This is a genomic window from Microvirga aerophila, from assembly GCF_003332305.1.
GTDB classification, from domain to species: Bacteria; Pseudomonadota; Alphaproteobacteria; order Rhizobiales; family Beijerinckiaceae; genus Microvirga; species Microvirga aerophila.
Genome location: NZ_QOIO01000020.1, coordinates 31559 through 56982, shown reverse-complemented (window position 1 = coordinate 56982; position 25424 = coordinate 31559). Strand labels below are relative to the sequence as shown.

Annotated in this window: 24 protein-coding genes and 1 pseudogene; 14 read left to right on the top strand and 11 right to left on the bottom strand. The window is 58.6% G+C overall.

Annotation, left to right across the window (positions count from 1 at the left end; genetic code table 11):
• Nucleotides 1–32 precede the first annotated feature (32 nt).
• Complete coding sequence (locus DRB19_RS12500) at nucleotides 33–263, bottom strand: hypothetical protein (protein WP_114186363.1); 231 nt, start codon at nucleotides 261–263, stop codon at nucleotides 33–35.
• 174 nt (nucleotides 264–437) lie between these two features.
• On the opposite strand from DRB19_RS12500, the gene DRB19_RS31695 reads away from it, so the two are divergent.
• The 3 genes from DRB19_RS31695 (at nucleotide 438) to DRB19_RS12490 (ending at nucleotide 3496) form a co-directional block, all read left to right on the top strand.
• Nucleotides 438–1376, top strand: coding sequence for a gamma-glutamyltransferase (locus DRB19_RS31695; RefSeq protein WP_308494281.1), 939 nt, complete (start codon nucleotides 438–440; stop codon nucleotides 1374–1376).
• Nucleotides 1321–2193, top strand: a complete 873-nt coding sequence (locus tag DRB19_RS31690) for a gamma-glutamyltransferase (protein WP_308494282.1) — start codon at nucleotides 1321–1323, stop codon at nucleotides 2191–2193. Before DRB19_RS31695 ends, DRB19_RS31690 begins: the two co-directional genes overlap by 56 nt.
• A 112-nt stretch (nucleotides 2194–2305) precedes the next feature.
• Nucleotides 2306–3496 carry an O-succinylhomoserine sulfhydrylase gene (locus DRB19_RS12490; RefSeq protein WP_114186362.1) on the top strand — a complete coding sequence of 397 codons (1191 nt, stop codon included), beginning with the start codon at nucleotides 2306–2308 and terminating at the stop codon, nucleotides 3494–3496.
• A 43-nt stretch (nucleotides 3497–3539) separates the two neighbouring features.
• Here the strand turns inward: DRB19_RS12490 and DRB19_RS12485 are convergent, their stop codons facing one another.
• The gene (locus DRB19_RS12485) at nucleotides 3540–3776 is read right to left on the bottom strand and encodes a hypothetical protein (RefSeq protein WP_114186361.1); all 237 of its coding nucleotides are present in this window, start codon (nucleotides 3774–3776) and stop codon (nucleotides 3540–3542) included.
• Between the two features lie 956 nt (nucleotides 3777–4732).
• Between DRB19_RS12485 and DRB19_RS12475 the strand changes: the two genes are divergently transcribed.
• The 3 genes from DRB19_RS12475 to DRB19_RS12465 all read left to right on the top strand — a co-directional run bounded on the left by DRB19_RS12475 (nucleotide 4733) and on the right by DRB19_RS12465 (nucleotide 6609).
• Entirely contained in the window at nucleotides 4733–5152 is a 420-nt protein-coding gene (locus DRB19_RS12475; RefSeq protein WP_114186359.1) for a hypothetical protein, read from the top strand.
• Between the two features lie 121 nt (nucleotides 5153–5273).
• Nucleotides 5274–5555, top strand: a complete 282-nt coding sequence (locus DRB19_RS12470; protein WP_114186358.1) for a hypothetical protein — start codon at nucleotides 5274–5276, stop codon at nucleotides 5553–5555.
• Between the two features lie 277 nt (nucleotides 5556–5832).
• Nucleotides 5833–6609: a bestrophin-like domain gene (locus tag DRB19_RS12465; protein ID WP_114186357.1), complete on the top strand. Its 777-nt coding sequence runs from the start codon at nucleotides 5833–5835 to the stop codon at nucleotides 6607–6609.
• Between the two features lie 106 nt (nucleotides 6610–6715).
• On the opposite strand, the gene DRB19_RS12460 is transcribed toward DRB19_RS12465, so the two are convergent.
• On the bottom strand, nucleotides 6716–7699 hold the full coding sequence (locus DRB19_RS12460; protein ID WP_147021720.1) for a GNAT family N-acetyltransferase: 984 nt from the start codon (nucleotides 7697–7699) through the stop codon (nucleotides 6716–6718).
• Nucleotides 7700–8482: 783 nt separating this feature from the next.
• Between DRB19_RS12460 and DRB19_RS12455 the strand changes: the two genes are divergently transcribed.
• Complete coding sequence (locus DRB19_RS12455) at nucleotides 8483–9298, top strand: class I SAM-dependent methyltransferase (RefSeq protein ID WP_114186355.1); 816 nt, start codon at nucleotides 8483–8485, stop codon at nucleotides 9296–9298.
• 122 nt (nucleotides 9299–9420) lie between these two features.
• Here the strand turns inward: DRB19_RS12455 and DRB19_RS12450 are convergent, their stop codons facing one another.
• The 5 genes from DRB19_RS12450 to DRB19_RS12430 form a co-directional block, all read right to left on the bottom strand.
• Nucleotides 9421–13668, bottom strand: coding sequence for a calcium-binding protein (locus tag DRB19_RS12450; protein ID WP_114186354.1), 4248 nt, complete (start codon nucleotides 13666–13668; stop codon nucleotides 9421–9423).
• A 166-nt stretch (nucleotides 13669–13834) separates the two neighbouring features.
• Entirely contained in the window at nucleotides 13835–14977 is a 1143-nt protein-coding gene (locus DRB19_RS12445) for an AAA family ATPase (RefSeq protein ID WP_210207470.1), read from the bottom strand.
• Between the two features lie 395 nt (nucleotides 14978–15372).
• Entirely contained in the window at nucleotides 15373–15561 is a 189-nt protein-coding gene (locus tag DRB19_RS12440) for an AAA family ATPase (protein WP_245439460.1), read from the bottom strand.
• 146 nt (nucleotides 15562–15707) lie between these two features.
• On the bottom strand, nucleotides 15708–17498 hold the full coding sequence (locus tag DRB19_RS12435; protein WP_147021721.1) for a site-specific integrase: 1791 nt from the start codon (nucleotides 17496–17498) through the stop codon (nucleotides 15708–15710).
• A gap of 396 nt (nucleotides 17499–17894) precedes the next feature.
• Nucleotides 17895–18386 carry a YciE/YciF ferroxidase family protein gene (locus DRB19_RS12430; protein ID WP_114186352.1) on the bottom strand — a complete coding sequence of 164 codons (492 nt, stop codon included), beginning with the start codon at nucleotides 18384–18386 and terminating at the stop codon, nucleotides 17895–17897.
• A 186-nt stretch (nucleotides 18387–18572) separates the two neighbouring features.
• On the opposite strand from DRB19_RS12430, the gene DRB19_RS12425 reads away from it, so the two are divergent.
• The 3 genes from DRB19_RS12425 (at nucleotide 18573) to DRB19_RS29930 (ending at nucleotide 21065) form a co-directional block, all read left to right on the top strand.
• A complete protein-coding gene (locus DRB19_RS12425) occupies nucleotides 18573–19787 on the top strand; it encodes a coiled-coil domain-containing protein (protein WP_162815676.1) in 1215 nt (404 codons plus the stop codon).
• Nucleotides 19788–20418: 631 nt separating this feature from the next.
• Nucleotides 20419–20700, top strand: coding sequence for a hypothetical protein (locus DRB19_RS12415; protein WP_114186350.1), 282 nt, complete (start codon nucleotides 20419–20421; stop codon nucleotides 20698–20700).
• An 89-nt stretch (nucleotides 20701–20789) separates the two neighbouring features.
• Nucleotides 20790–21065 carry a hypothetical protein gene (locus DRB19_RS29930; RefSeq protein ID WP_147021723.1) on the top strand — a complete coding sequence of 92 codons (276 nt, stop codon included), beginning with the start codon at nucleotides 20790–20792 and terminating at the stop codon, nucleotides 21063–21065.
• Between the two features lie 58 nt (nucleotides 21066–21123).
• Here DRB19_RS29930 and DRB19_RS31500 read toward each other — a convergent pair whose 3' ends face one another.
• A complete protein-coding gene (locus DRB19_RS31500; protein WP_276330607.1) occupies nucleotides 21124–21258 on the bottom strand; it encodes a hypothetical protein in 135 nt (44 codons plus the stop codon).
• A 274-nt stretch (nucleotides 21259–21532) separates the two neighbouring features.
• On the opposite strand from DRB19_RS31500, the gene DRB19_RS12410 reads away from it, so the two are divergent.
• Together DRB19_RS12410 and DRB19_RS12405 are read left to right on the top strand one after the other, a co-directional pair.
• Nucleotides 21533–21688 (top strand): DUF1127 domain-containing protein, encoded by a 156-nt coding sequence (locus DRB19_RS12410; RefSeq protein ID WP_114186349.1) that lies wholly within the window; start codon nucleotides 21533–21535, stop codon nucleotides 21686–21688.
• Between the two features lie 109 nt (nucleotides 21689–21797).
• A complete protein-coding gene (locus DRB19_RS12405; RefSeq protein WP_114186348.1) occupies nucleotides 21798–22088 on the top strand; it encodes a hypothetical protein in 291 nt (96 codons plus the stop codon).
• Nucleotides 22089–22336: 248 nt separating this feature from the next.
• Here DRB19_RS12405 and DRB19_RS31495 read toward each other — a convergent pair whose 3' ends face one another.
• Nucleotides 22337–22948: a cold-shock protein gene (locus DRB19_RS31495; protein WP_147021724.1), complete on the bottom strand. Its 612-nt coding sequence runs from the start codon at nucleotides 22946–22948 to the stop codon at nucleotides 22337–22339.
• A 293-nt stretch (nucleotides 22949–23241) separates the two neighbouring features.
• Nucleotides 23242–23817 carry a CarD family transcriptional regulator gene (locus DRB19_RS12395; RefSeq protein WP_114186347.1) on the bottom strand — a complete coding sequence of 192 codons (576 nt, stop codon included), beginning with the start codon at nucleotides 23815–23817 and terminating at the stop codon, nucleotides 23242–23244.
• 468 nt (nucleotides 23818–24285) lie between these two features.
• Between DRB19_RS12395 and DRB19_RS12385 the strand changes: the two are divergent.
• A pseudogene (locus DRB19_RS12385) lies at nucleotides 24286–25061 on the top strand (pyrroline-5-carboxylate reductase).
• A 93-nt stretch (nucleotides 25062–25154) separates the two neighbouring features.
• Nucleotides 25155–25322, top strand: a complete 168-nt coding sequence (locus DRB19_RS12380; RefSeq protein WP_114186345.1) for an FAD-dependent oxidoreductase — start codon at nucleotides 25155–25157, stop codon at nucleotides 25320–25322.
• The last annotated feature ends 102 nt before the right edge of the window (nucleotides 25323–25424 follow it).

Genomic DNA, 25424 nt, shown 5'->3' with positions numbered 1-25424 from the left:
CTCGGCATGCCATGAAATCGTTCATCGGAGGCTTACTCGTTGGAGGATCCGCTCTCGAAACTGGCGAAGAGATAAAAGCCATTAAAGCGAACGCCCGCCATGGCGGCTCTGCCGTCGAATCCAAGCGGCGCTTCCGCGCCTTCAACGCGTCCTTCGAACTGCCAGAGTGGACTCGTGACGAATGAGGGAACCGAACGCTCCTCGGGTACGGCGCAGGAGAGTCCATCCGGTCCCGTACTTCGAAACACATTGTAAGCGTACATGTCTCTCTCCTCATCGTTCTCCGCCGCGAATCGAGTGGTAACGAAACACCAAGGCAGCAGTGTGTTCTTGTATCGTCCGGGTGCAGGATTTGAGGGTGGCGCGGACGAAGCTTGCTTTGTTAATCTCCATTACGGCCCGTCTCACGCCGGGCGAAGATCAGAGGAGGAACGTCAGTGATCGACCCAGGAACATCCCTGCGAAGCCTTGCCGGGCTTGGCTTTTTGGCCTCCACCATCCTCTCGGGTTCAGCCCTCGCGCAGGCCCTCGCGCCAGCTCCCGAGGCCCCGACCGGCCGCACGGCGAAATCGGCCGGAACAGCCACGAAGGACATGGTCGCGGCCGCGAACCCCCTGGCCGCCGAGGCCGGAAGGCAGATTCTCGCGGCAGGCGGGAGCGCGGTCGACGCAGCAGTCGCCGTGCAGCTGGTTCTCAATCTGGTCGAACCGCAAAGCTCCGGGATCGGCGGCGGGGCCTTCATGGTGTTCTGGGATGGACAGACCATGACCACTCTCGATGGACGAGAGAAAGCCCCGGCTGCCGCCAAGCCTGAACGCTTTCTTGGGCCGGACGGCAAGCCGATGAAGTTCTACGATGCGGTGGTCGGCGGACGGTCCGTCGGCGTTTCGGGAACGGTTCGTCTTCTCGAAGCAGCTCATAAGAACTGGGGCAAGCTGGCCTGGAAGGACGTAATGGAACCGGCCATTCGCCTTGCGGAGAACGGCTTTGCCATCTCGCCGCGCCTCAACGGCCATCTGACCCAGGAAAAATTCCTCCAGAACGATCCTGTGGCCCGAGCCTATTTCTATGAGGCGGACGGCAAGCCGAAGGCGGTTGGGACGGTTCTCAAGAACCCGGCCTTCGCCCAGACCCTGCGCACCATCGCGGATAAAGGGGCTGATGCTTTCTATACGGGCGAGATCGCCCAGGACATCGTCACGACCGTGACCGGACATCCCACCAACCCGGGCGACATGACCCTGGACGATCTCAAGGTCTACAAGGTCGTGGAGCGGGACCCGGTCTGCGGCTTCCTATCGAACCTACCGTATCTGCGGCATGGGTCCGCCGAGTTCCGGACAGCTTGCCGTGCAGCAGATCATGAGCACGCTTGAGACGCAGGATATGGCGGCCCTCAAGCCGGGGCCGGAGGCGGCTCACTGGGTCGCGGAGGCGGGACGCTTGGCCTATGCGGACCGGGGCCTCTATGTGGCCGACCCGGCTTTCGTGAGCGTGCCCGTGCGGGGCCTGACCGATCCCGGCTATCTGAAAAGTCGCGCGGCGCTTGTGGATCCTAACAAATCCATGGGCAAGGCGCAGCCCGGCGATCCGCCGTTCCAGAAGACGTTTCTCTGGGGTGCATCGGAGGGCGTCGAGAACGGCACGAGCCACATCTCCATCGCCGACCGGAACGGCAACGCCGTTTCCATGACGACCACCATCGAGGACGGGTTCGGCGCGAGGCTCATGACCAAGGGCGGCTTCCTGCTCAACAACGAGCTGACGGACTTCTCCTTCGCGGCGACGGATGACGGCAAGCCGGTCGCGAACCGGGTCGAAGGCGGCAAACGGCCCCGCAGCTCCATGGCGCCCACGATCGTGCTCGACAGCAACAACAAGCTTTACGCTCTTGTAGGATCGCCCGGCGGCAGCCTGATCATCAACTATGTGGTCAAAACCCTCGTGGGGATTCTGGACTGGAAACTCGACCCTCAGGTGGCGGTCGATCTACCCAATTTCGGCAGCCGCAACGGTCCGACCGAACTGGAAGCCGGAACCGAAGCGGAGACTTGGAAGCCTGCCCTCGAAGCGAAGGGCCATGAGGTCAGGCTGATCGACAAGAATTCCGGCATTCAGGCCATCGTCGCGACCCCTGCGGGTTTCGTAGGCGGCGCGGACAGCCGTCGTGAGGGCGTGGCCATCGGCAGTTAAAAGGACACGGTCTTCGCCGCCTTTGCGGCGAAGACCCGGACCGCTCGCCAAAGCGGGCATTCCGCCGCAAAAAACATTTGTTCTTTATATAGAACAACCTTAAACTTGGGCTATGACGAATTCTTCTTGTGCCGCATATCACCTTGAAACCCGCCTGGTTCATGAGGGCCACGAGCGCACGCCTTTTGGCGAGACGTCCGAAGCGTTGTTTCTCACCCAAGGGTTCATCTACGAACGCGCCGAGGTCGCTGAAAAGCGCTTCCTGAACGAGGAGGCCGGCTACAGCTATACCCGCTACGCGAATCCGACGATCACCAATTTTGAGCAGCGGATGGCGTCGCTTGAAGGGGCGGAAGCCGCCGCGGCGACGGCCACCGGCATGGCGGCCGTCACGGCCGCCATGATGGGACAGGTGCAAGCCGGCGATCATGTGGTCGCGGCCCGGGCCCTCTTCGGATCGTGCCGCTGGATCGTCGAAGACCTCCTGCCTCGCTTCGGCGTGGGCTGCACCCTGGTGGACGGCCCGAACCTCGACGAGTGGCGCCAAGCCGTCAGACCGGAGACGAAAGCGTTCCTGCTTGAAACGCCCTCCAACCCCAGCCTGGAGATCATCGACATCGCGGGCGTCGCCGAGATCGCCCATGCGGCCGGCGCAACGCTCACGGTCGACAACGTGTTCGCGACTCCGCTCTGGCAGAAACCGCTCGAACTGGGCGCCGATTGCGTGGTCTATTCGGCCACCAAGCATATCGACGGCCAGGGCCGATGTCTCGGCGGCGTGATTCTGGCTTCGGCCGAATTCATCGAGACCAAGGTACAGCAGTTCCTGCGCATGGTTGGCCCGTCCATGTCCCCTTTCAACGCCTGGGTGCTCCTGAAGGGCCTCGAGACCCTCCCCTTGCGGGTGGAGCGCCAGACGCAGACCGCCGGGTTTCTGGCCGACCGGCTCCACAATCACCCGAAGCTCGAGCGTCTCACCTATCCGGGTCGTCCCGACCATCCGCAGGCGGACCTCATCAAGCGGCAGATGAGCGGCGGCTCAACCATGATTGCTCTCGTGGTCCAGGGAGGCCGGGAAGAAGCGTTCCGGTTCATGAACGCCCTCAAGCTCATCCGGATCTCGAACAATCTGGGTGATGCGAAAAGTCTCGTCACTCATCCGACGACCACCACGCACCAGCGCTTCTCGCCGGAAGTCCGGGCCGAGATGGGGATCTCAGATGGACTCGTGCGGTTCTCCGTCGGCCTTGAGCACCGGGATGACCTGCTGGCGGATCTTGAACAGGCGCTCACTCACGTCTGAACAATCAGGGGCCAATACGCCCGCGCCGACAAGTCCGGCGCGGTCAGCAACCCGTGCAGATGCCCTTCGCGATGCTTTTCATCCGGCGGTCCCGGACACGCTCCTGAGCCTCGGTTTTCTCACGGGCCGCCCGCGACAGAGCAGCGGATTCTTCCGTCGTATAGGTTCGGGCCGCCGGGGTTTCGGGATTGCGGCCTTTCGCGGCCGAACCTTCCTGCGCCACCGCAGCTTGCGACAGCACTAAAAGCCCGAGCACGGCCGGAATCGTCAAAGCTAGCATCGAAGAACTCCTGAAAGGAGCTCAGCGGCCGCTCCGGACGCGAGTATGGGCCCTATCTGGCGAAATGCCTAATGCGGCAAAAAATCGGCCGCGCGGGGCGCCACGCCTTTTTCTTTCCGCACGCACGGCGCTTCAAATATTTCTGATTTATTCGTTAGTGATACAGCGCCACTTCTGCTATAAATTTATTTCCGCTGGCACGCGCAAAAGCGGGCGAAACTCGGGTCGGCCCATGAATACGATACCGGCGCGAGGAAGAACGAAGTCGTTTGTTTGCCTTCATCCGCAACGCAGCTTGTCAGGCTCTTGTCATCGTCATGCCAGTAGATCTCCCGCCGCAGCATTCGCCGAACCCTACAGGGGCCGCTTCCCTTAGAACGCTGTCGAGCCAGATCCTTAATTGGGCGGCAGTGATCATCGGCATCGGCTTATGCATATGGGCCCTTCAATACGGCCTTTCCTCGCCGTCCTACGTCAACAGTCCAAGTCTTTCGGCTCTCTCGCCAGCCAACGCACCAGCGCCAGAGCGTCTCTAAGCAGCCGGCGCTTCAGGCCTCGTCGCTAAGACCGCGTCATGTTCGGAGAGGGCGTTGAACCAAACCTTCTTCGTCGTTTGCAGGGACCGGAACCCTGAATCCATCGCGACGTTGGCCCCTGTGATCATGAGAGACGGAGGCCGCGATGAAATGCCAATTCTGTCACCAGGACGTAGAGAATCCCTGCCATAACGCCCAGGAGATCGAACGCAGAGCGACCAGCTCCATCGAGCGCTGCGAGAAAGCCCTGAAGAGCCTCCAGGCTCCGGAGAGTGGCGGCAGGCATTAAAAAATTTATGGCTGGAGCGTCTGCTGCCTGAATCCAGGCATCGGACATGACGGCTGCAAAGCTGGACGCAGCCGCATGCTCCGATCCGAAGCGCGATAGCGCCACTCACGATTTTCTGTGGAGTGCGGACCATGGAAACTCTTCGCTCAAGCTTCTCCACCGCAGACTGGATCGTCCTTGGGCTCCTCACGCTGGTGCCGATCCTGATGGCGCTCGGAATCATGGCGATCCGCAGGGAACTCCACGCGACCGCGCATGTGGAGGCTCGGACGGTCAGGCTCAAGACGACCGGAGACCAACGCCAGAGATGGCGGCAGAGAACGCAGTCGCAGCATCTGGTCGATCTGCTCGACGATATCGACAGCCTGTTGAAACAAATTGCCCCCGATGACGAAAAGGCGCGGCAAGACCACAAGGAAGCGATGCGCCTGTCATGGATGAGCCGGCACATTCCCGTCAGCACGCTTCTGATCGGCGCCATGGTCCTGATCAGTGTGCTGTCCGCGGTCTTCATGGTCGTGGCCCAAGGGCCCGTGAACGCCATTCCCTGATGGCTTCATGTGCCGGAGTTCATATTCCTGGAAGTACCTGACGAGCCACGTGCGTTTTCATACATCGCTGGCCCAAGCGCTGCCCTAAGTTCATGGCGTTGATTGCTCAAAGGCAAAACCCATGACACGCCCCCTCCGCCTTGCTTTGATCATGCTCCTGACGGGCGCGGGCGTCGTGTTCGCGGCGCCGGTCGTGACGAATGCCGGAAAGGGCCATGTCTCCAAAGTCGTGGCTCCGGCCCGCCAGGCGAACCCTGGCGGATTCGTCCTTCACGTCGATCAAAAGACCGGATGCGTCTGGCGCGTCTCGTCCGAGACCGGCAAACGCAACCTCGACCCTCTCCCCTGCAAGCGGCCCAAGTCCAAGCTCGCGCAGGCCGAGCGCCCAGTGACGGCGCCATAGGTGACAGCCGCCAACGAGGCTGCGCCGGCAACTCTCCGCAACACCCCAAGTCAGCAAAAGGCCCGCTGATCGCCCGACCAGCTCCTTGCTGAGATCTTTTGGGGTACTGGACCGCTCTCACGCCGCCCGTACAATTGCCACGCGCCGCTTGAGCTTGGGCGCACTCCGTACTGGGACGACAGACACGCACCGGTCTTCGTGAACGCAAGGCGTTTGCCGCCGATCGCTCCTTCGAAGTCCAGCGCCTTGCGGCGATTGAAGCGATCCGGAGGCAGATGTGACGGCCATTCTGCAACTTCCCGACTGGCTGGGCAGCACGATCGCGATTGCCGCGGCGATCATCTTTGCGCTCGTGCCCTTCTTGGTCGTGCGGTGGTTCTGGGCGACCAGCGTCACGGACAAGACAAGCCAGGTCGCCGAAACCGTCGCGGTTCGCATCGGAGCGCTCCATGCCCTGATCCTCGCCCTCATCTTCGCAGAGGCACAATCGACTCATGCGGAACTGCGGCAGGAGGTTTCGAAGGAGGTCACGACGCTTGAACATGTGGCGCTGCACCTGGAGCAATGGAACGGCCCGGAGAAGGACAAGCTTCGCAGTGAGCTCGCAGCGTATGTGCAGGCCATTCTGCAGAACGAATGGCAGACCGCGGCGCCCGTGGGAGGCAGCCAAGAGGCTAAACATGCCTATGATGCCATGGACCTTGCCCTCCTGGATTTACAGGCGGACACGCCTCGTCAGCAGTCGCTCCGGACCCGCATGCTCATGGACATGGACACGCTCCAGGAACACCGCAGAAACCGGCTCTCACTTTTCCACAGAAGCCTGCCGACTCTGTTCTGGTGGGTAGCGCTGGCGGGATTTGCCATCACGGTGGGGCTGTTCTTCATATTCCCCATCACCGCCCTGCACATTGCCATGCTCTCCATGTACGGAGCCTATACAGGGCTGGTGCTCTACTTCATCCTGGCGCTCAGTCATCCCTATATCGGGCCGGCGGCGATCGACGCGTCGTCCTACGCGACGATCCTCGATCACGAGCTCAATCCGAGTTGACCGGCCCACCCCGCTCCTCCGGGTGACGATGCCTGCAACGTGGGAGCCCGCTTTGGCAATAAAGGCGGTCCCCAGTCTTCTCTCGGCTCGGGGTTCCCGGGTCGCTTCAACGGGCGATGAACGCGCCGGAGAGCTGCTCCATGACCGGACGGATGCGTGGGCGCAGATAATCCCGATACACGGACCGCACCGTGCCGCGGACAAAGCGACGGGACACTGACATGACAGTCCGACGGACCAAGCGCACATTGGCGTATTCGTCGCGCGGCAAATGGAAGAGGCGATGCTGATTCCCGTCGCTCATGGGGTTGAGTTCTGCGATCTCGGGGCGGGCGAACGCATCCTTGATGACCTCCTCGACCAGGATATGGCCAGGCCAGCACTCGGCAAATTCCTCGTCGTACGCATATTTGGGGAGCATGAGCGATGCCCCGCAGCGGATCCCCATCTGGGCTGCCACAAGCCGGCCTTCGACTCGGATCATGTGCCATTCCAGGCGGCCCTTGGCGGCGAAGCTTCGAACCAACCTCGTGTAGAAGGTGACCAGGTCAGGATCATTGAGGATGGCCGTGCCCATGCGGCCCTTCCAGCCCGAGGCTTCAAGAGCTAGAGCATCGGACGAAAAGGCGGATCCACGACGTCCCACCCCTCTCCCCCGGGCAGAGGTGGAATCCGAGCGGGTCCGACAAACCGTCCGATGCTCTAGAAACTCAGCCAGGAAGTCGTCGCCTGCCGCCGCTCCTCTTCGCATCTCGACCGAGACGGCCCCATATTTCTCCAGCCTCCGGCGGCCAAGCCTCAGGTTGCGTCGCATCTTGCCGAGGCTCGCGAAGTAACTGTCGGCATCGCCTCGTACATCCAGGAAAGCCTTCTTCCAGAATGGTTCGGGGTGCAGAAGATACCCCTCAGGCTCCGCTTGCAAGGCGTTCCACGCAGGAGAACAATGCCGCACCGCCTTGAGCTCCAACCCCCGATGGCGCGGCGCCTCGCGGGCGACTTCCGCCAGCAGTGCCCTGAGCGCCGCGCTGGCCTGATCGGGCGCCAGCACGAAATCGCCAGAGGGCGTGTGCTCATCGTAGGGAGTTCGCAAACGCGGCCAACGATGACAGGCAGCACTCCGACGAGCTTGTCTCCCGCATAGGCAAAGCTGCAGAACCAGCGCTCGTTCGGCCCGATCCGGTGTCGAAGGGTGACGTCTATCCAATCGGGCAGCATGACCGGAATCTTCTGAGGAGCCTCCCAGGCCAAGCGATCCCAGGCTTCGACGTGCGGAGCAAGCCCGCTGAAATCACGAACGGTCACCGTTCTCAAGCCGGCCGGATCGGAACACTCGGCCAAGCTTCGTTGAACGTCGTCCGTCTGCGCCGATTTGGCGAATGTGAGATCTGCCCCTGAGAGGATCTTCTCCATATCCAATTCGCACTGCTCCCACAGTGAGGATCATCCGGTTCCTTTGCAGGGGAGCACGACGTGACGCGCCTAGAGGAGTCTGGCCCCTTTGAGAACTTCATCAACTGAGCGGAAGCCCCTGCAATGACATCAATGGATAACCTCGATTGAAGTCTAATAGGCCTTCTATTCCGGACTATAATCACTTACCTAGAAAGACTATATTTTGGGAATATTCCTTAGTCATAGCAATAACTTCTAATCTCCTGCCAAGAATGTTGAATATTTTCATCGTGACCACCAGACACCTCATTTCCGCTACAGCGTCGCCTCGTTGGGATTTCTGAGTGGCGCCGAACCGGCAGCGAACGAGGCCCTTCGATGACACATTGGTAGGACCCGCCTTAGTTGCCATCCGGGCTGTCCCGGACGATCTGTTAATTTGCTCGAGAAGTCGCCCGACGCGGGCTACGGAGACAGGCCTATGACGGATCTCAAGCAGCTTCGATCCGTGATGGTCGAAGCCAATGGCATGCTGCCTTTCGAAGTCTACAAGGAGCTTTATCACTTGGCGGCCCAAGGGTCCGGCGGGACGATCGTCGAGATCGGAACGGCCCATGGCGCGGGCACGATCGCACTTTGTCTCGGGGCGTTGTCCGCCGGAAAGGAACCGCAGGTTTTCACCGTCGATCGGTTCGAGGGGCGATACTCATCTCGTACGGCCTATGGTGGTGTCGTCGACAACCTGGAAATCGTCCGCACCAACTTCAGGTCTGCGGGCGTCGACCGGCATGTGCAGATCTTCGCAGGTTCAAGCTCGGACTTTGCAGCGCAACAAAGCCTTGAGAGGATCGACGTTCTGGTGCTCGACGCGGACGGTCGCATCGATCGCGACCTGATCAACTTTGCGGATAGCCTCAGCAACGACGCTGCAATCGTCATCGACGATTACGACAGCCGAGCCCACTTCTCGAGCCGGGCCGACGGATCGACCTACATCGATCTGAAACATGTCATCACCAAACTGCTTCTCGACAAGTACGCCTCTGCGGGCCTCGTGGACATCACGAGGATTTGCCACTCGACCGCGTTTTGTCGGAAGAAGGCCGGTTCGCACTGGGACAAGCGCCAGATGGCCGACCTGGCCCTGGAATGCTACCGGGAGCTGGTCTTTACGGATTTCGACCGGAATACGATCGCCAAATGGCTCCGCCAGCGAGCCAAAAGCAACATCCCGGCTTGGCTCCTCCGCCGTATCCGCGACTACCGCACCGCCAGAATGAAACCCGTCCCGCTCTGATCAGCTAAAAGAGATCGGCGCAAATTCGTGTTGAACGCGTCTGGGCGGTCGCATCGCCTGGATGTGCGGCGCCCCTCTCTAGTACGTCGGATCAGTGAGGACATATCCACCTGTACGGTGACCTATGATATCAGCAGCAAACCTTTCCAGGCCATGAGTCTATCGACAGCGGGCTGCGAAACCGGTTCAGGACGGGAAGGTCCATCGTCGGGCTCATACCAGCCGCTCCATCCACCTTGTCCCCCATTCATCGAGAAGATTCCCATCGTTCTCCAAGAATTCAAGCCGCCACGGTCATTGAAATGGTAGTGATCGGTAAAAGTCCGCCCTTCACTATTCGTGAAAGGATCATCGAAGGTAATGCCTTCGACAAAATTCTTTCGTACGCCGCCGTACTCGCGCGACTTCCATAATTTTGTGTCCCAGTCCTCGTTGCCGAGGTCCTTCTCTTTGATGATGCGCAGGCTGTCGTCGTAGAGCGTCTCATTCCAAGATTCCTTCTCCGCTCCCTGGATGATCTTGCCCCTAATAGAGATCGTGTCCCAAGCTTCTCCCTGGTAATCGAGTTCATCGAGGGTATAGGTTTTATCATCATTGATGAGCTTGTGATAAACGACATCGCCATCGTGATAGTGCTTTTCGAACTCATCCCAAGACTGGCCATTGAAATCCCAGCCAAGTTCCTTGACCAACGTCTGGCCGTTGTAGAACTTGTCTTCGACTTTGTTCTGAAGGCTTGCACCGCGCCACACCTGCACGTGCCGGGTCCAGGACTCGTTGCCGGTGAGATCGAAAATCTCGACGATCTTATGATCGGAATATATCGTCTCGATCCGGCTGGTTGCGCCGTTGACCGTGACGGTGATCTGCCGCTCCCAAGGCTGAACCTGATCGACATCCCATAGGCGGACCGTCATCTGGTTACCGAGCTTTTCGTGCTGATAAGTCACGGTGCCGTTGACGTTGGTGCGCGTCTCGCGCTCGTCGAAGGCGGAGCCGCCGTTCCACTCGCGGCAGATGTGCCGTTGTCCGTCGTACTGCTCCCACTCCGTCAATCTGGTCGCACCGGCGTAGAGCGTTTTGCGCCACTCCCAGTCTTGGCCGGAATAGCTCCACTCCTTGACCGTGCGAGTGCCGTTGTCGAGCCACGTCTCATGGACGGTGGGGCGTAGCTGACCATCCTTCGTCAACTCGTAGGAGCTCCAAGCCTCCCCATTGTAGTCCCAGCCGCGCTCGACGGTGCGTTCCTGCTCCACGGTCGCGCCATAATATTTGTAGGTTTCCCAAGTCTTGACGCCGTTGGTGTTGCGGTGCTCCTCGAAGGCGATCCACTCCTGTCCAGGCCCTTGCGCGGCGTTCACGCCGTCACGGTAGTTGTGACCGTCCTGGTTGTAGTCCGAGCCCTTGACGATGCTGGACTCGTCATCGTTTACAATGGTCTCGATGAGCACCTGCATGGCTGTGTCGAGTTCTTTGACCTTGGTATCCCAAGCCTGCCCAGCGCGATCGTTCAAGCTCTCGATGAAGTCCACCGGCCCAAGCTCGCCGTCATCGATGGTCTCGAACTGCCGCGAAGCGATGCCGAGCTCGTAATCGGCGAGGTTGTCGTAAGTCTTCTCGCGGATGCGCCAATTGTGACTATCGACGCCTTCTGAATCCCACTCCCACTTCGTGAAGGTGCCGTTGCGGTTCGTGTAAACCTGGCTGATGAGATTGGCCTGTGTGTCATAGGCCTGCACATAGGACGACCAGCTCAGCCTGCCAGTGACATCCCAGGCATGAGCAAGGCGTGAGCCATCCGGCCGAAACACGGTCTCGCTCATCAGGTCGCCGGCAATGTTGCGGCGCTGAACATAGGCCTCAATGATCGAGGGGTTGTCAGCGGAAGGCCGCCATCCAAGGCGGCTCTTCGAGCCGTCCGAACTCTCCACATCGTAGGCCATCTCGGCGTCCGCCGCGGTGACGTAGTTCAACTCGGCGATGGTGAGATCGCTGCCGGCAAAGCGGAAGATCTCGATATCGGCAAGATCGGTACCGTCCGGCGAGTTGGCGCGCAGATCGACGATGGAGTATCGTCCGAGCGCCGTGTTGAAGCGGATCATGTAATCGGTGCGGCTACCGGTGAGCACGATGATGTCGGTGCCAGCTCCGCCGTCGATATAATCCGTGTCCGATCCTCCCCCTAATATATCGTTGCCTTCGCCGCCGAAAAGTTGATCGGCTCCGCCGCCTCCGGTCAGGGTGTCGTTGCCGACGCCGCCCGAAAGCTTGTCGTCGCCAAGGCCGCCGTCGAGGCTGTCGGCTCCCGCGTCTCCCGTGAGAACGTCATGGCCGAGACCGCCCTGCAACGTATCGTCGCCCGAGCCGCCCCAGAGCTTGTCCTCCCCAGAGCCGCCATCGAGGCTGTCGGCATCCTCATCCCCGTAAAGCAGATCGTTCTCGCTGCCGCCGAGCAGCGTGTCATTGCCCGAACCACCATAGAGATAATCCGCATCGGCATCGCCCGACAGGACGTCGTGACAAACGCCGCCCTTGAGCATGTCGCCGCCTGTTTCGCCGTACAGCAGATCGTCCCCTGCTTCGCCCACTAGGGCGTCATCGCCCACGCCGCCATAGAGGGTGTCGTTACCGGCTTCTCCGATCAGCGCGTCGTTTCCAGTGCCGCTATACAGCAGATCGTTCCCCGCGCCCCCGTTGAGATCGTCGTCCCCGGCCTCGCCGTGCAGCACATCGTCGTCGGCTTCGCCGCGCAGGCGGTCATCGCCTGTTCCGCCCTCCAGCGTATCGTGGCCGTCTCCGCCTTCGAGGGTGTCGCGGTCCTCGCCGCCGACGAGGTGGTCAGCATCTGCGCCGCCGATCAGCTTGTCGTCGCCGCCTCCCCCCGAGAGAAGATCAGCGCCCTCGCTGCCGGCGAGCCAGTCGCGGTCGGCGCCTCCGTTCAGGGTGTCATTGCCCTGGCCGCCCTGGAGTTTGTCGCGGCCCTCACCGCCGTCAAGACGGTCATTCCCCTCTTCGCCGAAGAGCGTGTCGTCGCCGGAGCCGCCGTCGAGGGAATCCTGCCCCGCGCCGCCATGCAGCTCATCGATGCCGTTGCCGCCGCGCAGGGTGTCGTCGCCGGCTTCGCCCTCCAGGTGGTCGCGACCCTCATCACCGGTCAGCAGGTCATTGCCCTCGCCGCCATAAAGATCGTCGTAGCCGTCGCCGCCATGCAGCGTATCGGCCCCCTCGCCTCCTTTGAGGGTATCGTCTCCTTCCTGCCCTTCGAGGTGGTCGGCATCCCCATCACCATGGAGCTGGTCTTCGCCCTTGCCGCCCTTCAACGTGTCTGCGCCCGCGCCGCCATCGAGCGCATCGTCGCCGCCTCCGCCGTCGAAGACGGAGGCCTCGTCGCCGCCCTTGAAGATATTGGCCGAAGCGTTGCCGGTCATCTCCCAGCGCGTGAGGACCTGCTTTTTGCTGAACACCATCACGGACGATTGATCATTGCTCCAAACCTCCGAGCGAAGGGTTCTTCCCTTCGCTGTCTGATGCAACAGTGAGGTGAGTTTTTCCGATGCGTCGTAATGGGCGATCAGGCGGGTTCCATTCTTTTTCGTGATGATGGCGGCATCGTAATCGGCCTTGCCCTTGTTCAGGTTCAGGGCCGTCTGCCGGTTGCCTTTGCCGGATAACACCTTTTTGCTCGTGCCATCGCCAGGAAGGATCTCGATCCCGTCATCGGATACCTTCACGGACGCATTCTTGGTCCCGATCGCGAGGCCCACATCCGCAACGGTAATCTTCTTGCCGTTCGTCGTCTTAGCCGTTGCCGTTCCATAAATGCGCGACCCATCCGAGTACGCCTTGCCGGCGCCATTATGGGTCAGCGGAATCGAGGAAAGCCCGAGGCTCCTCAAGGTCTTCAACTCGCCAGGATCCGTGACCGCATCCCCATCGGCGTCGACCCAAACCTTGAACTTGTCGAAATCCAAATCCGCCGATGAGAGCACATTGTCTTTATTGGTATCGAACGCAGCGCGAAGCGCCCACATGTCGCGAGCCGCGATGTAGGACCATTGCGTAAAGACGAACTCGCTTGTGCTGTTGACGGTTCCTGAGCTGTCAGCATCGAAAATCAGTAGTCCGTCGCCGGATCCAACCCAGGCCGTGTGACCGACCGCACCATCGCCGTTGTAGTCGAAATACGCTCCAGATTTCCTCAGTGGGATGATCTCGATCCCATCGCCGTCAAGGTCTAGGAGGATCGGACTGATCGGGCCGGAATCTGTGTAAGGATCGCCGCCATAGCCTGACTCGTTATAACTGTCATCGTCCGGAGTGCTATCCCAAGACGGGCCATCCCAAGACGAACGTTTAGAGTTGTCACGCAAACCTTTTATTTGAGAAATGGATCAGCCTCACGGGAGAAAGGATGTTAAAAATTGGAGCGGAGTTTCGGTTCTAACTGATCCCGCACTAATAATCGGGCGGTTAGGTTACCCTAGCCCGCCCGACAACCCGTTCGGTGTTGATTAGGCTGTACTGTCTGAATGCATTCTACTGGCGCAGAAAAATGCTCGCCGCTAGGTCCTGATAAACCTTCATGTCAGGTGAGACGAAATCCGAAAGAGACAGCTTGAATTTCTCTGGGTTTATGCCGCTCGTAATGCCACAGAAATTTTTGATTTTGGCGGTCTCGTCTTTGAGATTTTGATTGTCGATGTCTTGTACAAAAGCATCGTAGGCGCTCTCGTTGAAAACAAGAGCGTTGTGAGTGCAGTATTTTTGCAGCACCTCCTTGTCGTAGAGATAATTTTCGATCTCCCAACGCCGAAGCACTCTGTGGTTATCCTCATTGTTCTGGAGGTACAGTATCCGGTCCTTCTCAGAGGTGGGCTTTCCCGACGCCATATCTCTGTCCTTCAAAACCCAAATTTCTAGGTTCGAGAACACTTTTCCGAGGATCGCAATTGCAACTGCGCTCCTCTGGTCCAACTCGGTGTTGCCACCGCTCGAAATGAACAGTGTATCAGGATAAGCCTCTGCAAAAATGGTGTTGTACACTTTGGCATCTAGCCCTCGCTCTGCCCCGCCTCTTCCCGGACTATCGCGCCCCTCGCAATAGATGATGCGTTTAGGACTTACGAGATGTGCGAGATCATCGAGAGCAATTGAAAATATATCCCTCCAGTTCGCCTGAGATGTTCGCATCGGAGTGAGGATATAAGGCTTTGAACCAAGCTCATACTCAGGCCTAAACTGAACTACCTGACACTTCCCACGCATTTCCTCCTGAATAGTGCGAAGAAATCCAATGCTATGGGTCGCAAGCCAAATTTGGCAATTCTCACCAACCAGTCGATCTATTTCATGCAGGAGATTTTTCTGTATGGCTGTACTAATATGAAGCTCTGGCTCATCGAATAGGAAAATGCTATCGCTGTATTCGTCTTTTCTAAGATATATATCTAGTAGCAGATCAACTACTTCCTTTTCACCCGATGACAAGACGTTGAAGTCAAACTCATTTGGATGATCCGGCTTCGAAAAATAAAGGCTGCCGCGAGACGCCTCGATGTCGCCCATGCTGGAAATTTTCAGGTCCAAGCAACGCTCGATTGATGCATTAAGATCGCCAATGATCTTTGCTTTTGCCTCGCTTGGCTTGCAGTCGTTCTCGTTTAGATACTTGTTATACACGATGTATAGACGTCTGTAGCTTTGCTCATCTTATCGTCCAAGTCGGTCACCGACGTTGCACCATAGTTGTTGAGACGGATTTCGGACGTCGCTCTCGACTCCGTGACATTAAGGCTATTGTTGTATCGATACGGGCTGCGGAAGGAAAACATCGTGTTTTCCCTACCCGATTGTCGCTTCCTCTCGACCACATCCCTGTAGCTCCCTTCCACGAATTCTACAGAGACATTCTGATAATCAAAATTGGGCGTACCAAGCATTGAATGGTACTTGTGGTCCTTCGTGCCTTTGTCACCTATTCTGCTGTATGCGTTGTGATGAAAAAGGAGACCATCTAATACTAAGTCCCTGAAGGGCTGACTCGTTCGTGATTTCCTGCGTCGGGGTGGGTGTGATCATGTCCCTCGGCCTGCGGGAGTGGGCGCACCGGTTCTGATCAGCGGGACTTGGTATAAGACACTACTCTTCCCACAACCATTTGGCCCTACAAGTGCAACAATGCGTTTTGGATCATCACCCAAGTCAATCGTCAGGTCATGAAACCTCTTGTATCCATTTTTTAGTTGTACTTTTTTGATTTTCATTGCTGGGCTCTTATCGGGGTGGGTTGCCTTGAGTATCTAGCTCGCGCTTAGGTTGATGTATATTGGTACGATCCAAGAGCCGACGCGTAAGTTCCCCCTGAGCAAGAATGCCCACAGTTTATTGGGGAAGCACGCTGGTGCGACACTCATGTCGCACCGGAATACAGATGGGATAAGTCTACCGGAGCCACGATCTTATCAAGCTCGCTCGCTAAGCGAGAGACAGAGTGCCCCGAACCGTATTTGCGTCCGACGGTCGACCCAGCGCCATGACCCGTCAGAGCGTCATGCACATCTTCCGATAACCCAGCATCGCGGCACATATCCTTGAACTGGTGTCGGAATGAGTGAAACACTTTCCGGGGATCGCAGATGCGGACAGTCTTGCTTCTAAGATAGCCATTGAACCACTGTGAGAAGGCAGCGGATCGCGCTCTTCCCTCAGCAGACCGCACCTCCGGCCAGAGATCGGCACTTTCGTTACCACTGATCGCTCGAACACTCGCAACGTATTCCAAGAAGCCAATGCGGCGAAGTTCCGAATGGATAGGCAGCTTCCTAATGCTAGTCCTAGTTTTTACGGAGCGCCCACCGGACGTGCCAATATCAAGGTAGGCGGCCCCTGATCCATCTATCTTGATGTCACAAGCTCGTAGTTGAGCCAACTCAGCAAGACGTGCTCCAGTGAACAAGGCCAGGAGCGGCAACCAAAACTGGGCTTCGCCTCCACCGCCTCGAAACCGCTGATCTGATCCGTGCACGGGCCCAGTCACGAAGATCATCCGCAGTTCGTCAGAACTAAATGGTAGACGCCTCTCTTCAGCGGTGCTGTCGGCTCCGATCTGGACGCTTCGGTAGTGATTGGGCCAACCAGCGGCCTCCTCAAGGTGACTTTCTTTCTTTGCAGTCTCGATGATGGCTGAAAGCAATTGAAACGACTTATTGATGGTTCCGGCCGCACGGAGTGGATAGGCACTTAGGTCTTGCTTGAGCAGTTCCGGCACAGCCAGTTTCGCAAATCTTGTGGGCAGATGCGCTGGAATACGAACCAGGGCGTCGCTGAATTCCTTCACCCGCCGTTTAGTCAGTTCTTCGATATGGAGATCACCATGAAGTTCGATGAATTGCCGGACCGCGTTTCCAGCTTCCTTTGCAGTCAATTCGCGTGGGCGCTTACTACCCCGTGCCCCTGAGCCATCTCGCCAAGATGCTAGCGCCTCTGAAAGACGCGGGCTGTGTTGTTCCTGTGTTGATGGACGACAACCAGGGGCAAACAATGGATCGACAGGGATGAAAGGCTGCCCGTTCAACTCACAGAGGGCTAGACGGCTTCCCTCGATAGCAGCCCGCCTCACCAACCGTGTGAACTGCCGATATTGGTTGCTCGTCCTGTCTATGTCAGCAGTCGGCAGCACTCGCTGAATGACGCCCACTTTCTCGAACTTCCTCGGCAATCCAGCTTGCATAAGGATGTGGTCGGCTGTTCCTTGGACGCTATCTGCCCACTGCTCCTTATCCTTGTCCTGGAGGCGTGCGAGAGTTTCGGCCCACTCGTCAATGAGTTCACTCTTATCGACCTCATCAGTCGGCGGATCGGCAGCAAGTGGCTCGAACACATCCTTGAAATATCCAACCGCCATCCGCTCAAGCTCAGCTTGAGAGACGCGCGAGAAGGCTTGGCTAGCCAACTTCCCTTGGAGACCTAGCTTGGCCTTATCAGCCCGGCGCATCTCATCGAACTGCGCCTGTATCTCGGCAACCCGTAGATTTCGCAACCGCCGCGCTTCATCTCGATTGCGGGTGCCAAGGCTCACGAAGACCTTATCGCTGCCGTAAGCTGCAACGATGTCCGTTGGAACCCGCATGTTGAGATAGTAGTTGCCGCCCTTTCCCCGCCGGTAAAGGTACGCGTCTTTTGGCATGAGTTCCCCGCTCATGTGTGACACCTTTGTGTGACAGGTTGAGCCGAGAATGCCTGATAGCTGAGGATGTTAAGGCGATCAAAGGCCTTATAGAACCTTTGGCGCTCCCAAGGGGAGACGGTGCCAAGCACTACAGAACATTGATGTTCAAGCCCTTTTTGGCAGCTCGTGTAGCACGAATGTAGCATAATCTTGGGGCATTCGGCTAGGGTGGAGTATCATTCCGGAGAGCATTGGCGAGAAAAAGTCTCTTCAGGCGGCCCTCAACAATTTGACCCTGTGCTCATGCTGTGTCACCGGTCCCGTCTTCACACTGAGGGTAGACCATCTCTCGGCAGCGAACAGATCAGCTCGAGGTCCCGACGAGGGGAACTCCTATCCAATTGAAGGGCAATTCTGCCCAAGCGCCTCTCAGGTTGCAGCGGCAGGATTAATGGCATCCTCCGCCAACTCAGAAAGGAGCTGGTCGGTATTCTCCTCCTCGACCAGCGTCTCCTGGATCAGCCCTTCTGCCTCCGAGAGGCCAAGCTGCTTAGCCCACGCCAGCAAGGTGCCGTAGCGGGTGATCTCATAATGTTCCACCGCCTGGGCCGCCGCGATTAGCCCAGCATCCAGAGCCTCGCCATCCCTGAACTCCTCTAGGATCTCCTGTCCTTCCTCAATGATGCCCTGAATGGCTTTGCACTCGACACCCGCAGGCTCCTCTCCCAGAAGCTGGAACACCTGCTCCAAGCGCTTCACCTGCCCCTCGGTCTCCTTCAGGTGGACCGCAAGTGCCCCCTTGAGCTCCTCCGACTGCGCAGCCTCAGCCATCTGCGGCAGGGCTTTGAGGATGGCGTTCTCGGCAAAGTAGGTGTCCTTGAGCTGGTGCAAAAAGAGAGCCTTGAGATCCTTCTCGGCCATTCTCGGTCTCCGGATTAGGTGTGGCAACGACACAGTTAATCCTTCAGGTGCGCACCCGTTCCGGCCAGTCTCCCGCTTCGAGAGCAATTAATGACCACCTTGCATAAGGATGGCTTTGCGGCTCGGACGAAAGCAACGCTTGTGATGGTCCTGCGTTGGACTGGGTGCCCAGCTTGCAGGAGGTTCATGATGCCAATCGATTACCGCTCTGAGTTGAAGCGGCCCGTGTCTCTGGTGCTGGCTGGCGTTGCCGTCATGGGCTGGCTTTTGGCACTTGGCATCTGGCTTTCCTCCTCAAACCGGCTGCAGGAAGCTCAGGCTGAAACGGCCCGCGTGCAGCAAGCTCAAGTTGCCCTGCAACGGCAGTTGGAAGAGCAGCAGCGCGCAGGCCGAACCTTGACAGACTTGCAGACCAAGCTCGCAGATGCAGAGCAGCAGCTGGCCCGAACCACTCAGGCACGCGAGCAGGCACAGGCCCAGCTCGCAACGCTGCAGCAAACGTTTCAGGTGACCCAGCAGCAATTTGCGCAAGCCTCTCAATCTCGCGACCAGCTTCAGGCGCAGCTCGCGTCCGTTCAGCAGGAGATCCAAACAGGCCAGCAGCAGCTGACCCAGGTCACGCAGGGTCGTGCGCAAGCGCAGGCGCAACTCACGGCCGCCCTACAGGACCTGCAGACCCAGCAGCAACAACTGACGCAAGTCACGCAGGCCCGAACCGAGGCTCAGTCGCAAGCCTCCGCGGCACAGCAGAGCCTACAATCCAACGAGCAACGTGTCGGGGAGCTCAACCGCGGCATCACAACCCTGTCGCAGCGGCTTTCAGAGCTCCAGAACCAGCTGCCACAGGCGGAGCAACGACTGGCTGCGGTGAGGGAGGAGATTGCTGCAGGTGAGCAGTCCAACCAGGCACGCACGCAAGAACTGGCTGATGTGGGCCGTCAGCTTGAGGAGGCTCGACGTCAGGAGACAGCAACCCGCGAGACGGTGAGCCGAACCACCCAGGAGCTGTTGTCGAGGACAGCAGAGCTCGCCGAGGCCGAGCAGCGCCTCCAGCAGGTACGTGAGGCGACCACTTCCGCTCAAGGGGGCCTTGCCAACAGTCGCTCGGAGCGGGAGCGCCTGACACAAGAGCTGGCAGAGATCCAGAGCCAGGCAACCCAACAGCGAAATGATCTTCAGGCCCAGCTTGCCAGGGTGACGGACGACCTGGCCACTCGAAATCGAGAGGTCGCGGAGCTGGAAGGGCGGCTTCAGACCACTCGCCAGGAACTCGCTGATGCCCAGAATCAGCTTGCCGGGGTACGCCAGCAACTCGCCACCCCACCTGCTCCTGAGAGCACGCCTGGACCGGGAACTCCCCCGAATGCAGCACCCAATCCGCCTGCACCCGAACAACCGTAGGCGTGTAGGGCGGGTGATAATCAATCACTGCCCCGCTGCCCGTGAATAAGGTCACGCAAACAAGTCAGTGCCATGCAGTCACCGGCTGGTTCCGTGCGGGAAATAACTGATGATCATCCACCCGGCCTCAACCAGCGGGCCCCAAGGCCTTCGCGACCCGGAGAGGTGGCAGAGTGGTTGAATGCACCGCACTCGAAATCCGGCAGACAGGCAACCGTATCGAGAGTTCGAATCTCCCCGTCCGCCATTATTATGTACTAAGCTGCTGATTTCTTTGGCTGTAAGGTTCACGCCATGGCGATCAAGGTTCGTTCTACCGCAGAGCAGCTTCGACTTCGGAAGGTTGGTAAGGCAAGGCAGCTCTAGCTCGATGCTCAGCAAAATGCGGACTACCCAAGAAGCGGAATCGTTGGGCATAACCGAAACTGTTATCCTGAAGCTTGAATAAGGTTTTCAGGCGCTTCTGGTTTGCAAATAACGCCTCACCAACAGCAAAATTAGGACAAGACTACTGACACCAAGCGATCATATTTTGTTAAATCAATTATTAGTTCTTAATTATCGCAAAACGATCGTGATGGCCGTAATTTACGAAAAGGTTTGACTGAACAACAGAACGAGGAGAGCGCAGATGCTTTACGTTCGACTTGCTTTCATGATTGGATGTAGCCTCTGCACCGTAGGAGTAAACGCCAAGCCACTTGTGTATCAGCAGTGCGCTGAGCTTCATCTTGATCAATTCCGCAAAGGCGAGTTTGAAGCGTCTAAGGACCTGTTGAACTCCATTGTTGAGTTGAAAAGCCATCCAGAGATGCAGGAAACCGTAAGAAAGAACTACGCGTTTGGTGTCATGCTGCGGAAGCAAAATCTCGACTTAGCCTTGGAAGTCAGCAAGGTGCTGTGCACAGATTGAAGCGCTTCTCACATCCTCAAACCTAAACCTTACAGATGCCTGATTCTTGAACTAGACGTCATTCAGCGCTCAACAGGGGACACGGGGCTGTGGCTGTTGATTTTGAACTGGCTCTCTTTGTTACTCTCGCGGTGCTGACCGGAGCCATCGGGCTTCGCTTCATGTGGATCAGCCATAGGCCACCGTCACTTTGGACAGTAAAGCATTCTGCTGTTGATCCGTTCGTTAGCCCAAGCCTATGGATCAAAGTTTATGACTCAAGCGGACCGTTCATCCCTATGCCAAACCATCTGAAGACCCAGGATGAGATGGTCGCTTGGATGACCAAGGAGTTGCCTAAGCTCACCGCTGCTCCACCGGAATAGTGGGTGCTGAGTGATCCCATAGGGTGGCCTGCCCCATGTGGGTGATCCGAGTGTGATGTTAATTCAGGGTTGGCCGTAGCGCCAGCTTGGAAGCCGAGACCAGGACCTCCCGCGCGCGGGCCGGGGTAGCCCAGAGGTGAGTGCAGACGCCCTTGGCGACAATCTCCTCGGCCGTGTGTCTCTTCTTGCTCATGTCTCAGTCCTCCTTCGGCTCAAAAGCCATACTTCCGGGAGGATCACTTTTCGAAAGGCAGACCGCTCCGGCTCTGCGGGCCATTCAGAATAATCTGTCGGTTAAAAAGTCATCGATCAAGGCATGCTATATCCTAGCTGATGATACGGCTAGGCTCGGCATGCTGTTAAAGCATAACTCCCCTACATTGTAGCGACTGCTAATTAAGGTGTCTCATCCCATATCAACGTCGTCGAAGACGATGATCGGCGCACTTAGCACCTGAAGGCATAGCATGTTCGTAACCTACATCCTCTCCCAAATCCGCGCGTATCTGCGTTACCGTGAGACGGTTCGTGAGCTGTCGCAGCTCAATGATCGCGAACTCGACGATCTCGGCATCTCGCGCTTCCAGATCGCCAGTATCGCGCGTCAGGCAGCCGTCGCGTAAAGACGCCAACCTGCCTAAAGTTCATGCCCGCCCATTGGGCGGGCATCTGCTTTTGTGAGGTGGGTTATCTGCGCAACCTCATCCATTGATTGCCTTGGGACCAGCAGCGATGCCAACAGTCAGGAACAAGCACGGCGCCCGCTCCAGCATCCGCTTCGAGCCGCCAACCCTCGACGAGGCGATCTTCGCCGCGCAAGGGTTAGCCGACGACGTGAAAGGGCAAACGGAAATCGCCTCCATGCTGATGGGCTTGCCGGAGGACGAGGTGCGAGCGGCCGTCCTGAAAGCTGTCCGACCAGCAGCTCGTGCACCAAGCCGCCTGTCGATCGTGCCGCGCTCAACCGCTGGACGACAAATCGTCGTGGTGGAACGGCGAGCTCCCCGCATGATCATGCGGTGAAGCCTAGATTGCGGTTCTCTTGGCTGAGCTCCAGCGCCGAGGGTCTTAAACCTCGCTGCCTAGAGCATCGGACGAGAAGTCGGATCCGATGAGGTCTGCATCTCAGCCATCCTGGAGCCATGCCGAAGCCGCCGGTGGCGCGTCCACTTAACGGTCCGATGCTCTAGGGTCCTGAGTGAGAAAGTCGAGCACAATCTAGGCGGTTTATGCCAGTGCGATAGCTCCGACTTCGCGGCCCTTGCGGCCCTCTATAATAGCGACGCGGACCCCCTCCCCGGCTCCAAGCCGCCAAGGCCGGACCGTTCCAGGACCGAGACGTGGATGAACAGATCCTTGTCCTCACCATCCACGGTCACAAACCCAAAGCCCTTTGCGGCATTGTACCACTTCACGACGCCCGGAGTGTTCGCAGAAGCAGAGGCGGATTGCCCATGTCTTGACTGCAGTCGACCGGCAGTACCATGGCCAGATGGTTGTGGACGTGACCCGTGCCGAGGCGGCTCAGGCTCGGCGGTGCTGGTGTCAACGCTGAGGATCTCGGTGACTTCGGATCCCTTCTGCCCCGAACCCACCTGGACCACCAGCGTAGTGCCGAACGCGAGGGCGCTGTGACCCGCCGCTTCGACCTGCCGGATGTGCAGAAAGGCCTCGCCTGAGCCGTCGGTCAACTCGACGAAGCCAAAGCCCTTGTCCGGATTGAACCACTTCACCCGCGCCTGGGTCTCGCGGGCCGAGGCGGCACGCGGGGCTGATGGATGAGAGGGGCGCTCATAGGGCAGGGGCGGCGCGTAATCACCCCAAGGATCAGGCTGACTGCCAAACTGGCGCTGACGGCTGCGGTGCTCGTTCCCCCGGCCCATCGGTCGTGCTCTCTAAGATTTGTCTGTTTTGTGCCCGCAGGCATATCGTTCCGATCGCTTAAATGCAAGAAAGTTTCAGGCCCGAAGCGACCTCTCAGACGAGGTATGGGAGAGCCCTATCTGCTTGCTGCCGTCACCGCCTTGCCGGCAGTGGGCTGGGCCATGAAGCAAAACGTTGCTAAGGTCCGGCCTCCGCTGCGTGAGTAGACCTGCGCACCGCCTGCGTCAGCAGTATGGTGATCTCCGACGATGCGGTTGAGGCGAGCTTGTGTTTGATCGCGCCGGTTCCAGCTCTAAGCCGCCGCGTCATCCTCGTCGTCACCATCCGTTTCAGGTGCCGATCGGGCGTCCATCGGACGCGGCGCTTTGGCCAGGCTCTGTTCGATCAGCCTTTGCGCTTCGGTGGAGGTGCTGCCATGAACGGCCGCGACTTCACGCCCGAGGATCTCAAGGGCGGCCTCGTAAAGCGTGCGCTCGCTGTACGAAGACTCAGCCTGTTCCGGAGCGCGATAGAGATCGCGCACGACTTCCGCTACCGCCATCAGTTCGCCTGACTTGAGCTTGGCCTCTAACTCCTGAGCCCTGCGGGACCACATGCCGCGCTTTATGCGGGCGCGACCGGACAGCACCTCCAACGCCTTCTCGACGAGGACACGCTCGGCGATCTTGCGTAACCCGCCATCAGTGGCTTTCTTCACGGGGATCCGCAGCGTCATCTTGTTGTGCTCGAAGGAGACGACGAACACCTGCAACGCGAAACCGGCAACCTCCTGTTCCTCAAGGCCGGTGATCCGCCCGACACCGTGCGCAGGATACACTACGGCCTCACCGACCGCAAAGGAAACGCTGCTTTTCTTGGTTGTGGTCATACGCGAATGCTTCCTTCGTGCGCCATCTTTATCGGCAATGACATGCCACTCTCGCGAGCGTAACGCCTGCCAAGACACAACAGGTAGTCGGCAAAACGCGGGACGCTCCACATTGGTTTCCCGAACTCGTTCTGAGGGACCAAGCAATCGATGTGTGGCTCAAACATCATCTGCCGGTGAACCATCACTCATGAGCAGCGTCTTCATCAATGATAGTGGCTTGGGTTTTCCTGGCAGCCGATTGAGCTCCAAGCCAGCAGATTCGCTGCATGGGCAGCCGTTGATGTTTGACTGCTACGGTGCCGTAATGAGAGCGCACCCGCATTCTGTCCCGCCTTCAATGGCAGGGTGTCGGGGGGCGATGTCACGTTAACTGAAGCCGGGCAACGAACTCGACAAGCACTGGCGATCTCCTATCGAAAGAACGGTCAGCCTGTCCTTCGGCTCCTTGACGCTGTGGACTAGTCCATGTCCTTACCCCAGAAGATCGGATCCATAGGAACCGGCACGATCACGAACGCCATAGTATGCGGCCTTCTTGCCGAGCCTGCCGCCGTGCTGCAGGTCATGGTCTCATTGCGCGGTCGGGAAACCTCAGCGAAGCTTACCGCCGATTTCCCAGCCGTGATCGGCTCCGGAGACAACCAGGCAATCGTCGACAGCTGCGATACGGTCGTACTGGCAATCCGCCCGCAAATCGCTGAAGAAGTCATCAGCCCCTTGCGCTTCCGGGATGGCCAGAAGGTCATCAGCGTTGTTGCCGCGACCGCCCGACCCTACTCGACTGGACCGGTGCGGACGTGCGCCTCGCCCAGGCAATTCCCCTGCCCTTCGTCGCACAGCGCAAGGGTGTCACCGCTGTCTTTCCACCGGATCCGGACACGGCTGCCATCTTCTCAGTGCTCGGACACGCGGTCGAATGCGAGACGAAGGCCGAATACGACCTCCTCGCCGCCGCAAGCGCCCTGATGGCAAGCTATTTCGGCACCATGCACCGCACAACAGAATGGCTCGCCGAAAACGGCCTGCTGGAAGAAAAAGGCAGAGCCTATCTCGCGCCCCTCTTCGCTAGCCTGTCAGAGACTGCGCTGGCGGCCGGGGATATGGAGCTCATCGAGATCAGCCGAGAATACGCCACCAGGGACGGGCTGAATGAGCAGCTGTCCAGGGGCTTTGAGGAGCAAGGCGGGACGAGCGCCCTCAAGCATGCGCTCGACGGAGTCTATAAGCGGATCGGGGGCTAGGAAACTGAGCCATCCCGCGGATCGACGACCGCTGCGGACAGCCCGGCCGACCAGCCATCTGTCCGGCGGACTATATTGCCGGGAGGAGCGGGCATGACAACATCTAACAAGATTCAGTCTGACCTTCTCGTCATTGGCGGCGGCATCAACGGTGCAGCGACCGCGTGCGATGCAGCCGGACGTAATCGTTCCGTCTGCCTGGCGAAAATGCAGGATTTCGCCGAAGGCACCTTTGTCACGCTCCTTAAAGCTGATTCCTGACAGACTGCGTTATCTGGAAACCTAAAATTTAGGCATTGTCCGCGATGCACTACTGGGGTGACCCTCTTGGAAACAAGCATCCTGGTCAACGAGCTTTGGAAG